General features: G+C 67.1%; 12 protein-coding genes. 7 read left to right on the top strand and 5 right to left on the bottom strand.

The genetic code is table 11. The features are described from left to right. The first annotated feature begins 27 nt into the window (after positions 1 to 27). Genes WC815_14915 through WC815_14900 form a run of 4 tightly spaced genes read left to right on the top strand, consistent with a single transcriptional unit; the run spans position 28 to position 4109 of the window. On the top strand, positions 28 to 1170 hold the full coding sequence (locus WC815_14915) for a hypothetical protein (protein ID MFA5910070.1): 1143 nt from the start codon (positions 28 to 30) through the stop codon (positions 1168 to 1170). Further along, the gene (locus tag WC815_14910) at positions 1171 to 2274 is read left to right on the top strand and encodes a VWA domain-containing protein (GenBank protein MFA5910069.1); all 1104 of its coding nucleotides are present in this window, start codon (positions 1171 to 1173) and stop codon (positions 2272 to 2274) included. A 47-nt stretch (positions 2275 to 2321) separates the two neighbouring features. Continuing rightward, the gene (locus WC815_14905; protein MFA5910068.1) at positions 2322 to 2972 is read left to right on the top strand and encodes a hypothetical protein; all 651 of its coding nucleotides are present in this window, start codon (positions 2322 to 2324) and stop codon (positions 2970 to 2972) included. 48 nt (positions 2973 to 3020) lie between these two features. Further along, positions 3021 to 4109 (top strand): VWA domain-containing protein, encoded by a 1089-nt coding sequence (locus WC815_14900; protein MFA5910067.1) that lies wholly within the window; start codon positions 3021 to 3023, stop codon positions 4107 to 4109. Between the two features lie 107 nt (positions 4110 to 4216). Here WC815_14900 and ychF read toward each other — a convergent pair whose 3' ends face one another. After that, on the bottom strand, positions 4217 to 5320 hold the full coding sequence (ychF, locus tag WC815_14895; GenBank protein ID MFA5910066.1) for a redox-regulated ATPase YchF: 1104 nt from the start codon (positions 5318 to 5320) through the stop codon (positions 4217 to 4219). Between the two features lie 93 nt (positions 5321 to 5413). Here ychF and WC815_14890 point away from each other — a divergent pair, with 93 nt between their 5' ends. The 3 genes from WC815_14890 to WC815_14880 are packed head-to-tail and all read left to right on the top strand — an operon-like array spanning position 5414 to position 7645. Then, the gene (locus tag WC815_14890) at positions 5414 to 6028 is read left to right on the top strand and encodes a DUF1684 domain-containing protein (protein ID MFA5910065.1); all 615 of its coding nucleotides are present in this window, start codon (positions 5414 to 5416) and stop codon (positions 6026 to 6028) included. Further along, on the top strand, positions 6025 to 6762 hold the full coding sequence (locus WC815_14885; GenBank protein ID MFA5910064.1) for an HAD family phosphatase: 738 nt from the start codon (positions 6025 to 6027) through the stop codon (positions 6760 to 6762). Before WC815_14890 ends, WC815_14885 begins: the two co-directional genes overlap by 4 nt. Continuing rightward, positions 6752 to 7645 (top strand): transglutaminase-like domain-containing protein, encoded by an 894-nt coding sequence (locus WC815_14880; protein MFA5910063.1) that lies wholly within the window; start codon positions 6752 to 6754, stop codon positions 7643 to 7645. Before WC815_14885 ends, WC815_14880 begins: the two co-directional genes overlap by 11 nt. Here WC815_14880 and WC815_14875 read toward each other — a convergent pair. From WC815_14875 to WC815_14860, 4 genes are read right to left on the bottom strand one after another with little or no spacing between them, the layout of a single operon-like run. Then, a complete protein-coding gene (locus tag WC815_14875) occupies positions 7642 to 9015 on the bottom strand; it encodes a dipeptidase (GenBank protein MFA5910062.1) in 1374 nt (457 codons plus the stop codon). The two genes, WC815_14880 and WC815_14875, sit on opposite strands and share 4 nt — an antisense overlap. Before the next feature lie 12 nt (positions 9016 to 9027). Then, positions 9028 to 11262: an ATP-binding protein gene (locus WC815_14870; protein MFA5910061.1), complete on the bottom strand. Its 2235-nt coding sequence runs from the start codon at positions 11260 to 11262 to the stop codon at positions 9028 to 9030. A gap of 40 nt (positions 11263 to 11302) precedes the next feature. Then, positions 11303 to 12121, bottom strand: a complete 819-nt coding sequence (locus WC815_14865; protein ID MFA5910060.1) for a formate/nitrite transporter family protein — start codon at positions 12119 to 12121, stop codon at positions 11303 to 11305. 15 nt (positions 12122 to 12136) lie between these two features. Continuing rightward, positions 12137 to 12979 carry a hypothetical protein gene (locus WC815_14860; protein MFA5910059.1) on the bottom strand — a complete coding sequence of 281 codons (843 nt, stop codon included), beginning with the start codon at positions 12977 to 12979 and terminating at the stop codon, positions 12137 to 12139. Between the last annotated feature and the right edge of the window lie 52 nt (positions 12980 to 13031).

The following is a 13031-nucleotide window of genomic DNA, read 5'->3' as shown; positions in this document are numbered from 1 at the left end:
CGGCTCTAGCCGGAGTCCAGGGACGACATGAACACACATACGCTTCGTATTGCGCTGCTGGCGAGCCTGATAACGGCCTGCCCCGCGTTCGCTCAAACCGGCACCGATCTCGTCGAGGTCGAGCCGATCAAGTGCTGGTGGCGCACGTCCACGAGCGCGGTGCGCACCGGCGAGCCGTTCGACCTGAGGCTGACCTGCGCCGTGGTGGAAACCGAAGCAACGCGCGTGGTGCCCGACCTGTCGAAGCTCGACCACACGGTGGTGCAGCTGCCGCCGTTCGAGGTGCTGGGCGGCGAGCACGCCGGCGACCTGGTGACCACCGGGCGGCGCTTCTTCCAGTACGACTACCACATGCGGCTGATCGCCGAAGACGCCTTTGGCGCCGACGTCGCGGTGCCGCCCCTCGAAGTCACCTACCGGGTGGAGAGCAAGGTCACCGGCGGCGACAGCGTGCAGGGCCGCGAGCTGAGCTACTCCCTGCCGCGCGCGTCGGTTCGCCTGATCTCGCTGGTGCCCGATGACACCTCCGACATCCGCGAAGCGCCGGCGTCGGCGTTCGCGGCCATTGAGGCGCGCGACTCGCGCGCCTCGCTGTTCCAGACCGTCGCCGGCGTGTTGTTCGCCTTGGCCGGCGTCATGGTCGTGGTGATCCTGATCAGCCTGCTGCGCAGCAAGGCCAAGACGTCGTCGGCGGCACAGTTGCACCTGATCCCGCGGGCGATCCTGCGCCAGGTGGCCAGCGAGCTGGACGAAGTGCAGCGGGCGGGCCGCGGCGGCTGGACGCCCGAACTGGCCGGCCGCGCGCTGTCGGCGGCGCGCATTGCCGGCAGCTACGCCTCGGGCCGCAGCGTGGGCCAGCGGCTCGTTGCCGCCGACGATCCCCAGGTCGACGGCCAGTTGCTGGTCGGCCGCGGCATGGGCCGGGCGAAGATGTACGTGTCCGGATCGGTGACCGCGGAATCGGCGACCGACCCGACGCTGGCCGACGCGCTGAAGACGTTGACGGTGGCGCGCTACGGCCGCGACGGCAAGTTCACCGACGCCGACGAGGCGGTGCAGACGGTCATCCGGATCACGAAGCAACAGCAGTCGGCGCATTCGATGGTGTCGGAATGGTCGGCGGCCGTCGTTCGCTCGCTCGTCGACATGCGGAAAAAAGTCTGGGCGTAAATGCAGGCCTTTCGAGACATCAGTGAGCTCGTCATGGCCACGTGGGCCGAGTGGGGAGAGCTGCGTCTCGAGCGCCTGTTGTTTTCCGAAGGCAACACCGCGCGGCAACTGGTGATCGCCCTCATCGGGCTCGCCGCGGTCTTCATGGTGATCCGGTCGTTCGGCAGCCGGAACCCCGGCCATCATCGCCTGGCACTACCGGCCATTGTCACCAGTCCCGGATGGTCGCGGGCCTCGCTGACCCGCCACGGGGCGTTGATCCTGGCCCTGGCCGGCCTGCCCTTCTTCATCCTGGCGCTGGCCGATCCGCGCACGTCGCTGACGCGATCCGAAACGCGCTACCCCGGCCGCCGCATCAGCCTGCTGATCGACGCGTCGTCCAGCATGCTGTCGGCGTTGCCCTCGACGACGCTGGCCAAGGGTGCGCCGAACAACGCCGCCTTCTTCACCACGGTGGGCGCCGCGCGCTACTTCATCGAGCGCCGCATGGCCGGCAAGTACCGCGACCTGATGGCGCTGATCGAGTTCGGCGACGACGCCTACGTGATCACTCCGTTCACCACCGACTACGAGAACATCCTGCTGAGCACTGCGCTGATCGGCGACTGGAACGAGTTCATGGCGTTCCCCGACCAAGGCACGGTCGTGGCGCGGGCCGTCGAGCAGGCCGTCGGTCTGTTCCAGGCCTTCGACTTTCTCGACGCGGCGGGCAACCTGATGGTGGTGTTCACCGACGGCGCTGACGCCGACGTGCTCGAGAACGGCAAGACCGTGGACGACGTGCTGACGGATGCGACCAAGGCGAAGATCCCGGTCTACCTGATCAAGATCGGCGGCAACATCCAGAACAAGCGGAGCGTCGCCGACGAGTTGTGGATTGGCGCCGTGAAGAAGACCGGCGGGCAGTTTTTCTCGGGCGGCGACGAGGCGACGATCATCCAGGCCATCCAGGCGATCGATCGCGCCTCGGCCGGCACCATCGAGATGAAGCAGTACAGCACCGAGCGTCCGCGGTATGCGCCCTTCGCGCTGACCGCCGTGGGCCTGTGGTGCGCCGCATTGCTGTTGCGGTTCACGATTCCGGCATTCCAGACATTTCCGTGAAGTGACAGGTAGGGCACCCCTTTATGGGGTGCCGTGAAGGAGCGAGTATGAAATCGTCATCGTGGTTCGGGCAGTTGCTGATCGCGGTGGTCCTGGTGGCCGCCGGCGCCATCCTGTGGCGGACATCGGAAGCGGAGCATCGCCTTGCCGCCGCCGAGCGCGACCTGGTCACGTTGCGCTACGACAGCGCCGGCGCGCAGGCGCAGGGGCCGGGCCGGATCGCCAGCCTGCTGCCCGGCAACGACCGCCTGGCGATCGATGCCAGGCGGCTCGGCGCCACCGCGGCCTACTGGCAGGGCGACTACGACACGGTGGCGTCGAACGCCGAGGCCAAGCTGCTGGCCGCCAACGCCGCCTACCGCACGCTGCGCAAGGCCGGCGGCACGTGGCAGTCGGTGGTCGGCAAGATGGACTCGGTGGTGAAGAGCTACGCCGAGATCCTGCGCGAGCAGCCCGACAACGCCGAGGCCGCGTTCAACTACGAATACACGGTGCGCCTGCGCGCGGTGTTCGCCGCCCGCAAGCAGCCGGTGGCGCCGTTCGACGCGGCCGCCAACGTCACCATCCACGGCTTCGAGGGCGCGCCGCCCGAGGAGTCGGACATGAAGAAGTTCAAGATGATCGTGCCGATGCGTCCCGACGAGCGGCTCGAAGCCGAAAAGGCCGGTAAAGGCACCACGAAGGTACGAAAGGGATAGCGAATTTCGCGATCTCGTGACTTGGTGATTTGGTGATTTGGTAACTGGATGAAGTTCGGCGCTCCAGGATTCTTGCCGCTGCTCGCCGTCCCGGCGCTGCTCCTGCTGCTCTGGGTGTGGCAGGTCTGGCGCCGGCGCACGGACGTGCACGCGTTTGTGAGACAGCGGCACGTGCCGGTCCGGGAGCGGGTCCCGTTCTTTGGTGAGCTGCTGTTCTGGCTCTGCCTGCTGCTGGCCGCGATCGCCGGCACGCTCGCCGTGGCCCGGCCGCAGGCGGTGACCTCGCTCGTGCGCACCGCCGGCGTGGACCTTGTCATCCTCCAGGACGGCTCGGCCTCGATGCACGTGCAGGACGTGCGCGGCAATCGCTGGCAGCGCTCGATGCGCTTCCTCCGCACGCTCGGCGAATCGCTGCGCTGGGACAACGACCGGGTCGCCATGGCGCTGTTCGCCCACATGGCCACGCCGCAGATCCGCCTGACCAAGGACCCCAACACCTACTTCTTCTTTCTCGATCACCTCGAAGACAAGTCGCCCTTCCGCCTGGAAGACGACGGCACCTGGGACACCAACATCGAACGCGGGATCTACTGGGGGCTGCGGCTGATCGAGAAGGATGAGGAGATCCGGCGCGCGTCCGGTGTGGCCGAAACCCTCGGCGAAAACAGCAACGCCAGGGCCTTCCTGCTGATCTCCGACGGCCAGGCGTGGAGCGGCGAGGTGGCGAAGTCGCTCGCGCTGGCGCAGGAGCGCGGCGTGCCGCTCAACGTGGTCGGCATCGGCACCACCGCGGGCGGGCTGATTCCGGACCCGAAGCGCCAGCCCGATCAGCCGCTGCTGCGCTCGGCGCTCAATCGCGCGGAGCTGACCCGGCTGGCCACCGCCGGGGGCGGCCGCTACTTCGAGATCGATCGCGACAGCGATCGCGACATCGCCAACGCGGTGATCGAGCAGACACGCCGGCGCGCCGGCACCACCGGCGTGCAGGAAGGGGTGCAGGAGCTGTACTGGAACTTCCTGTTCGCCGCCGGTGTGCTGATCGCCCTGGGGATCCTGTTCCTGCGCGATCGCGTGGCGCTGGCGCTGCAGTTGTCGGCCGCGGCGGCCGTGCTCGTCTTCGTACAGTCGGTGTTCTGATGTGGCGTCCGGCTTCAGCCGGACAATCCGCCTAAAGGCGGATGCTACATCGCGCTACACATGCGGGAACTTCGGGGGTCCAGGGCGCCTGATCTTCTGCCTGGTTCTTACACGTTGAACTTGAACAGCAGGACGTCGCCGTCCCTGACGACGTACTCCTTGCCTTCCATCCGATAGAGGCCCTTGTCGCGGGCCGCCGCCACGGATCCGCAGGCCACCAGGTCGTCGTAAGCCACCGTCTCGGCCTTGATGAAGCCGCGCTCGAAGTCCGAGTGGATGACGCCGGCCGCCTTCGGCGCGGTGTCGCCCTGGTGGATGGTCCAGGCCCGCACTTCCTTCTCACCGGCGGTGAAGTAGGTCTGCAGGCCGAGCAGGTGGTAGGTCGAGCGGATCAGCGCGCCGATGCCGCTTTCTTCCACGCCGAGGGCCTTCAGGAACTCCTGCGCCTCCGCCGGCTCCAGGTCCACCAGGTCGCTCTCGATCTGCGCGCTGATCACCACCGCCTCGCACGACAGGTGGGTATTGACGTAGTCGCGGACCTTGACGACGTAGGAATTGGTGTCGGCGGTCGCCAGGTCCGACTCTTTCACGTTGCAGGCGAAAATGGTCGGCTTGTCGCTCAACAGGAAGAACTGCGCCGACAGCACGTGCTCTTCCGGCGTCAGCGACACGGTCAGGGCGGGCTTGCCGGCGTCGAGCGAGGTCTCGATCTTCAGCAGCACCGCGTCTTCGGCGGCGGCGTTCTTGTCGCCACGCTTGACTTCCTTGGCGACGCGCTCGCGGCGCTTGCGCACCGTTTCGAGGTCGGCCAGCATCAGCTCGGTGTTGATCACTTCGATGTCGCGGACGGGATCCACCGACCCCGATACGTGCAGCACATCCTCATCGTCAAAGCAGCGGACCACCTGGACGATGGCGTCCACGTCGCGGATGTGGGTGAGGAACTTGTTCCCCAGCCCTTCGCCGTCGCTGGCGCCCTTGACCAGGCCGGCGATGTCGACGAACTCGACGGCCGCCGGGATCACGACGCCGGTCTTGGCAATGCCCTGCAGCACGGCCAGCCGCGCGTCGGGCACGATGACGATGCCCACGTTGGGGTCGATGGTGCAGAAGGGGTAGTTGGCGGCCTCGGCCTTCCGGGTACGGGTGACCGCGTTGAACAAAGTGGACTTGCCGACGTTGGGCAGACCGACGATTCCGGCTCGTAACATAGCCCTTCAGGATACCTCAGGGCTTGCGGTTTGGTGATTTGGTGATTTGGCGATCTCGTGATTTGGCCCGAAAAGCAGGGTTATAGTTGGCATGTGCAGCGGGAAATTCGAGCGCTAATGGCCGTGGCGGTGATGACCTTGGCGACGGCGTGTTCCGAGCCAGAGGACTACCCGTCGCAGATCGCGGCACAACGCACGGCGAAAGACGAAGCGTTCAAGGCGAATCCCGGTTCGCCGGTACCGGCCGACAAGATGGCCGCCCTCGTGCCGCTCGCCTACTTCCCCATCGACGAGATGTACGCCGTGCCGGCGTCCCTGGAGCCGGCCGCCGAGCGCACCCGGCTGCAGGTGCCCACCTCAACGGGCAAGATTCGCGACATCGAGCGTATCGGCACCCTGAAATTCACGGTCAAGGGACACACACTGCGACTCACCGCCTTCCACGAGATGGATCAGCCGCTGGTGAGCCGCCTGTTCGTGCCGTTCTCGGATTTCACCAACGGCGCGGAGACCTACTCCGCCGGCCGCTACATGGAGCTGGACCCCACGCCGACGGGCATCTACGTGATCGACTTCAACGTCGCGTACCACCCGTATTGCTACTACAACTCCGAATTCGACTGCCCGTATCCGCCGAAAGAAAACCGGCTGGATATTCCGATCCGCGCCGGCGAGCGGCTCCCGAAGTCGGCATCGAGCGCTCCATGATCAACGAACCTGCCGGGAGCCGGGAGTCGGGAGTCGGCAGTCGAACTGGTGCGCTCCAGGCGATCGTGTTCGACTTCGACGGCGTCATCGCCGACAGCGAACGCCTGCACCTCAAGTCGTACCAGGACACTCTCGCCCCCGAAGGCCTCACCATTTCCACCGAGGACTACTACGCCCGGTATCTCGGCTACGACGACGTCGGTGTGTTCAAGGCGCTGGGGAAAGACCAGGGCGTGCCGATGGACGAGGGGCGCGTGCGCACGCTGATCGAGCGCAAGAGCGAGCGCTACGAGACGCTCGCCGCCGCCGGTGAAATGCTCTATCCCGGGGCGGCGGATTTCATCCGCGCGGCCGCCGCGGTGGTCCCCATCGCCGTCGCCTCCGGCGCCCTGACGCACGAGATCGACCACGTGCTCGAGCGCGCCGGGTTGCGGTCCCTGTTCGCCGTCGTGGTGGGCGCCGATCAGACCGAGCGCAGCAAGCCGAACCCCGAGCCCTACCTCACCGCGTTCGCGCAGCTCCGCGCCAGGTCGGGCCTCGACCTGGTGCCGTGGCGGTCGGTGGCGATCGAAGACTCGAAGTGGGGCCTCGTCTCCGCTCGCGGCGCCGACCTTCGCTGCGTCGCCGTGACCAACACCTACACCGCCGCCGAACTCCGCGCCGACGCCGAGCTGGTCGTGCCCGGCCTGCACGCGCTCACCATCGCCGACCTGGATGCCCTCTGTGCCGACTGAGCCCCTCGCCAAGACGCTGGCGGACCTGATCGCCGACGCCGCCGACCAGCCGGGCCCCGACCTGGCCGGGCCCGCCCTCCTCGTGGCGCGCATCGAGTATCCGCGGTTGGACCCCAGGCCGTATCTGGATCGGCTGGACCAGATGGGCGACGCGGCCTTCCATTTCGTGGCGAAGGACCCGGGGCATGACGCGCCGATTGCCGCCCGCATTGATGCCGTGAACCGCTACGTCTTCGGGGAGCTCGGGTTCACCGGCAACCGCGAGCAATACGACGATCCGCGCAACAGCTGCCTGAACGAGGTGATGGATCGGAAGAAGGGCATCCCGATCACGATGGCCCTGATCTACATCGAGGTGGCCAGGCGCGCCGGCCTGCGCGCCGAGGGCGTGAACTTCCCGGGCCATTTCCTGGTTCGCGTGATGCCGGACCATCACAAGGGCGACCCGCATGCAGGGCTGATCGTCGATCCGTTCCACGGCGGCGCCATCCTGGACGAGGCCGATTGCCGGCAGTTGCTCAGCCGCGCCGGCGAAGGCTCGGCGTTCGAGCCGTCGCTGCTGGCGCGCGCCACCCGGCGGCAGGTGCTGATCCGGATGCTGAACAACCTGAAGCGGCTCTACGTGAAGATGCACTCGTTCCCGCAGGCGCGGGCCACCACCGACGTGCTGCTCGCCCTGCAGCCGTCGTCACTCATCGACCTCAAGGACCGCGGCCTGCTCGCCTACAACATGAACGACTTCTCGCACGCGCTCAGGGACTTCGAGGAGTACCTCAAGCTGGCGCGCCTGGCCGAGCAGGACGATGACGACGAGCGCAAGGAGACCGAGCAGGTCTGGGAGCACGTCAAGACGCTCCGCCGCCGGGTCGCGCAACTCAACTAGAGCTTGAGGGCGCCGATCTCCTTGTAGAGGTACGCCGACGCGATCACGCCGCTGTGGAAGTTCCCGAGGTCGAGCTTCTCGTTGGGGGCGTGGGCGTTCTCGTCGGGCAAGCCGACCCCGAACAGCACGCACGGCACGCCGAGCTCCTCCTGGAAGGTTGACACCACCGGGATGGAGCCGCCTTCGCGGTTGAACACCGGGCGCTGGCCGAAGCCCTGCTCGATGGCGCGGCCGGCGGCCTGCACGAACGGGTTGTCGAACGCGGTCATCCACGGCTTGCCGCCGTGCATGCGCGTGATCTTCAACTCCACGGTCTTCGGCGCGACCTTCTTCACGTATTCCTCGAAGAGGTCGCCGATCTTCTGCGGGTCCTGGTTGGGCACGAGGCGCATGCTGACCTTGGCCATGGCCACGGCCGGGAGCACGGTCTTGGCGCCCTCGCCGGTGAAGCCGGAGAGCAGGCCGTTCACCTCGAAGGTCGGCCGCGCCCACGTGCGCTCGAGGGTGGTGTAGCCGGTTTCGCCGAACAGCTTCGGCGCGCCCAGCTCCTGCCTGTATTTCTTCTCGTTGAACGGCAAGCGCGCCCACTCGGCGCGCTCCTCGTCGCGCAGCGCCACGACGTCGTCGTAGAAGCCGTCGATCTTGACGCGCCCGCCCTTGTCTTTCATCTGCGCGAGCATTTGCGCCAGCACCATGGCGGGGTTGGCGACGGCGCCGCCGAACGACCCGGAGTGCAGGTCCGACTTGCTGCCGCGCAGGTCGATCTGGAAGTAGGTCAGGCCGCGCAGGCCGTAGCAAATCGACGGGATGCCACGGTCGAACATCGGCGAATCGGAGATCACCACGACGTCGGCCTTCAGCAGGTCCTTGTGCGCGCGGATGAAGTTGTCGAGGTTGGCGCTGCCGACTTCCTCTTCGCCCTCGATCAGGAACTTCATGTTCACGGGGAGGCTGCCGTGCTGCTTCAAGTGCGCTTCGACGGCCTTGAAGTGCATGAAGACCTGCCCCTTGTCGTCGGCGGCGCCGCGGGCGTAGATCTCGCCGTCGCGGATGGTGGCCTCGAAGGGCGGCGACGTCCACAAGTTGACCGGGTCCACCGGCTGCACGTCGTAGTGGCCGTAGAACAGGATGGTGGGCGCGCCGGGGGCGCCGAGCCACTCGCCGTAGACGCACGGATGGCCGGGGGTCTCCTCGAGGCGGACGTTGTGGAGGCCGATCCGCCGCATCTCGTCGGCGGTCCACTCGGCGCAGGCGCGGACGTCGCCCTTGTGCTCGGGGAGCGCGCTGATGCTCGGGATGGCGAGGTACCGCTTCATCTCGTCGATGTGGCGGTCGCGGTTCACGTTGATGAAGTCGACAATCTTGTCCATGGCTTATCCGTCTTATCCGATCGTATCCGGAGCACGCGTGCCCGTCAGCATGTCCACGGCGGCGGTGAGCCGCTCGAGGTTGAAGGGTTTCATGAAATAGCTGCAGCGCGACTGGTCGAGAAACTCGCGGGTGTCTTCGCCGTCGATGTCACCGGTGATGAAGATGAACCGCCGGGCCATTTCCGGCCGGATCTGGCAGACCCGTCCGTAGAGCTCCTGGCCGCTGAGTTCGGGCATCTTCACGTCGGCAATCACGGCATCGTAGGCCGTCCGCTCGATCATGACGAGGGCCCGCCGCGACAGCGTGGTGCTCTCGACGTCGTAGCCGGCGCCGGCCAGCACGCGGCGGACCAGCGCGGCATTGGATTCCTCGTCATCCACCACCAGCGCCTTGCGGCGCCGCGGCGTGCGGTCGAGGCCGTCGTCCACGGGCTGGACCATCGCATACGACGGCGTCGGGATCACCGGCCGCGGCGCCATGACCGGCAGTGAAGCGGCGGCCGTCGCCGAGGCCAGCGACTCCGCCATCACCGGCAGTTCGACCGTGAACACCGCGCCGCCGACGTCGGCGTTGCGGGCCGTGATCTGGCCGCCGTGCTCGCGGATAATGCCGTAGCAGACCGACAGGCCGAGTCCGGTGCCCTGGCCGACCTCGCGGGTGGTGAAGAAGGGATCGAAGACCCGCGACACGTCTTCTTCGCGCAGGCCGCTGCCGTTGTCGGCCACTTCGACGAGGATGCGGTCCGGATTGCCCTGCCACTTCGTGGTGATGACAATCTCGCCGCGGGCCCGCGCCGGCACGGTGGACGGCCGCGTCTTGCCTTCCCGCCGCGTGGCAATGGCGGCCTCGGCATTCTGGATCAGGTTGACGAGCACGTCTTCGAGCCGCGCGTGATCGACGTAGACCAGCGGCAACCGGTCCGCCGCCTCGAGCCGCAGGTCGATGCCGGATGCCTGCAGGTGCGGCTCGCGAACGGCCACCGCATCACGGACAATGCGGTTGATCTGCTGCCAGCCGCGCGCCGACGCGGTCCGGCCCGCGAACGTCAGCAGGTTGCGGACAATGCCGGCGGCGCGGTTGGCATTGTCGCGGATGGCGCGCAGTTCCTCGGTATCGGCCGACGCCGGCCGGGCCGCGAGCATCAGCTCGGCGTAGCCGAGCACACCCTGCAGCGGGTTGTTCAGCTCGTGGGCGACACCGGACACCAGCTGCCCCACGGCGGCCAGCTTCTCCTTCTGCACCAGTTGCTCGCGGGTTGACACCAGCTCCTGCCCGGCCCGGAGCAGCGCGCGACGCGACAGAAACTCGCGCACCACCACGACAATGCCGAAGGGGATCAGCATGGCCAGGGCGAGGCGGGTCCGCAGCGTTTCCGTCGCCGGCGACACGTTCGTGAGCCGGCGCGCGATCTCGTCGATCGCCGGAATGGCGACCAGCAGCGTGATGGCGATCAGCGACACGACCGGCAGGCGGGCGAGGGGCGGCGCTTCTTCCTCTGGCTCGAACAACTTCTCGTCGTAGGCCACCGCCGCAGCCACGGCCAGCACGGCATAGGGCAGCATGAACGAGACGTCCCACAACGCGCCGGCGAGGTAGACGCCGGTCAGGTCCAACATGTCGTAAATCAGCCCGCCGAAGAACGTCACCGCCAGCCCCGTCGCGTAAACGCCGAGCATGCGCCGCCACGCGGGCGTGGCCGCCGTCCGCCACACCCAGATGCCCCACAGGGCCAGCAGCAGGTTGCGCGCGTTCAGCAGTTGCGTGAGGTTGGTGCGGTACAGCTCCTGGTTGCCGTCGGTAATCGCGATCGACACCACGAAGTAGATGTAGACGAACGCCGAGAACAGCGCGATCAGGACCAGGTCGAGCAGGACGATGTCGAACAACCAGCGGGGACGGTCACGCTCGGGCCGGCCGTAAAGGGCGGCCGCCAGCGGAAGGCTGGACACGAAGAAGATCGGGTCGGTCGGCGAGATCACCGGCACGCCGCCGCCGAAGAGGTCGTGGTAGGTCCACACCGCCTGGCCGATGGCCCAGATCACAGCGTGGGCGGCGTTCAGGTTCCAGAAGATGCGGACCTGCCCGCGGCACCGTTGGGCAAGCGCGAGGGTCAGGCCGGCGTACGCGAGTGGTGGAACGAGCTGGGCCAGATCGCCGAGTGCCACGACGCTTTGGCCGGTCACGACCGACAGGACGATATAGACGAGGATGAAGCCCGCCCCCGCGAGGCCCACCGTGCGAATCATTGCGATGACAGTATATCGTTCCGCCCAGAACGTCCGGCGATCACGTTCGGCCTTCCTGCTTGCGCCCGCCTCGCAAGTACGCGACCCAGTAGACACCGGCGACCAGCAGGGTTCCACCAATAAGGTTGCCCACGCTCACGACGGCGAGGTTCCTGGCGGCGCCCGCCACCGACACCGCGCCTTGCGTGTCCAGCGCCAGGCCGAAGGGCAGAAAGAACCAGTTGGCGATCGAATGCTCGAGGCCAATCGCGACGAAGGCGGTTATGGGGAGGAGGATCGCCAGAATCTTGTCGGCCACGCTGCGCCCGCCCATGGCGAGCCACACCGCCAGGCAGACGAGGGCATTACACAGGAGCCCGCGCGCGAAGGCCTCGCCGAGCGAGAGGTCTGCCTTCGTGCGAGCGATCTGGATGGCCATTTCGGCGACGGCGCCGCCGCCGAGGCTGCCGGTGCCGGCCCAGACGACGAACAGGACCGTCCCCAGGCAACCGATCACGTTGCCAAGGTAGACCAGCAGCCAGTTCCGCACGACGTCTCTGGTGCCAATCAGGCCACTGGCCCAGGCCATCGCCAGAAGATTGTTCCCGGTGAACAGCTCGGCGCCGGCGACCACGACAAGAATCAGTCCGAGGGAGAAGCTCACACCGCCCAGTAACCGGGTGACACCGAAGCCAAGGTTCGACCCCGTGACCACCACGGTGAAGAAAAGGGCGCCGAGCGAGATGAACGCGCCGGCGAGCGTGGCCAGCACGACCAGCGTGACGGCATCGGTCTGCGCCTTCGCCACGCCGAGGCGCTCGACCATGCGGGCGATCTCGCGTGGCGGATGCGCGTCAGTCTCGTTCGCTGACTTGTCCATTGCAGTAGCGATCACCTACCGCCGGCCCGGGCCACGCCCGGCGGGCCACGTCTCCGGCAGATACGGGTTACCCCACAACGCCGGTTGAATCACGTCGTTCACTTCGTAGTTCGCGGGCACCTCGAAGAGTGCTGGCGTCGGCTCGACGCGGGTGATCCTGGTCAGGCGGTACTCGACGCTGCCGATTTCGGAGTCCTCAACCCGGTCATACACCACCAGCTTCAGCTCCGGTGAGGCCCACCGTTCCTCCGTCGTCTGGATTACGCGGGCCGCCGGGCCGAACGGCCACGTCGCTGCGAAGCGCGTTCCCGCAACTTGGACCCCGGCCATCGCCCGCTGCCCGAGCGGTTCCTGCTCGATCGCCACCTGGGAATGCCAGTGGAGTCGCTGAGGCAGGGGAAAGTCGATGAAGCGATTCATTGCAAAGGGCATCACCAGGCTGTTGGCGCCGCCGACGGTCATCAAGGCATGCCCCCGCGGGATCTTGCTTGCCGTTCGTGCGGCAGGATCCAGCAGATACACCGGCAGGCTCTGCCGGTCTGGCAACACGATGACTCGTTGCGGACTCTGATCACTCGCGACGCCAACGAACATCTGTTCCACCCGGACGCGACCCTCGCGATCGCGGTAATAACGGGCGGTGGCACGCTGTTTGGGCTTCCCGCTGTCGACCCGCGGCTGCCACACCGTCTCGGCCTCTGCCGAGAAGGGCGCGTCGAGCACGGGCGTGGGGGCGAGTATGCCCTCGCCGAATGCCCCCGTCAGCTCGGCCACGTACTCAGGAATGGTGGGTTGTTGGGCGAGAACACCCGTGGAAACAGCCGTCAACAGGCTGAGGGCAATCACGACGCCGATCACGGGCGGTTTCGTTCTCATGGCGACGACTCCCAATTGCAGGTCGAGCGGTTGC

It is taken from the genome of Vicinamibacterales bacterium, from assembly GCA_041659285.1.
GTDB lineage: Bacteria > Acidobacteriota > Vicinamibacteria > Vicinamibacterales > UBA2999 > 12-FULL-67-14b.
Note: the sequence above shows the minus strand (reverse complement) of the source record. Positions and strands in the feature narration are given on the sequence as shown.

Coding starts and splice junctions, on each gene's coding strand:
- WC815_14865 (MFA5910060.1), bottom strand. CDS start 12,121: ATGGACAAGTCAGCGAACGAGACTGACGCGCATCCGCCACGCGAGATC.
- WC815_14885 (MFA5910064.1), top strand. CDS start 6,025: ATGATCAACGAACCTGCCGGGAGCCGGGAGTCGGGAGTCGGCAGTCGA.
- WC815_14900 (MFA5910067.1), top strand. CDS start 3,021: ATGAAGTTCGGCGCTCCAGGATTCTTGCCGCTGCTCGCCGTCCCGGCG.
- WC815_14875 (MFA5910062.1), bottom strand. CDS start 9,015: ATGGACAAGATTGTCGACTTCATCAACGTGAACCGCGACCGCCACATC.
- WC815_14915 (MFA5910070.1), top strand. CDS start 28: ATGAACACACATACGCTTCGTATTGCGCTGCTGGCGAGCCTGATAACG.
- WC815_14910 (MFA5910069.1), top strand. CDS start 1,171: ATGCAGGCCTTTCGAGACATCAGTGAGCTCGTCATGGCCACGTGGGCC.
- ychF (MFA5910066.1), bottom strand. CDS start 5,320: ATGTTACGAGCCGGAATCGTCGGTCTGCCCAACGTCGGCAAGTCCACT.
- WC815_14870 (MFA5910061.1), bottom strand. CDS start 11,262: ATGATTCGCACGGTGGGCCTCGCGGGGGCGGGCTTCATCCTCGTCTAT.
- WC815_14905 (MFA5910068.1), top strand. CDS start 2,322: ATGAAATCGTCATCGTGGTTCGGGCAGTTGCTGATCGCGGTGGTCCTG.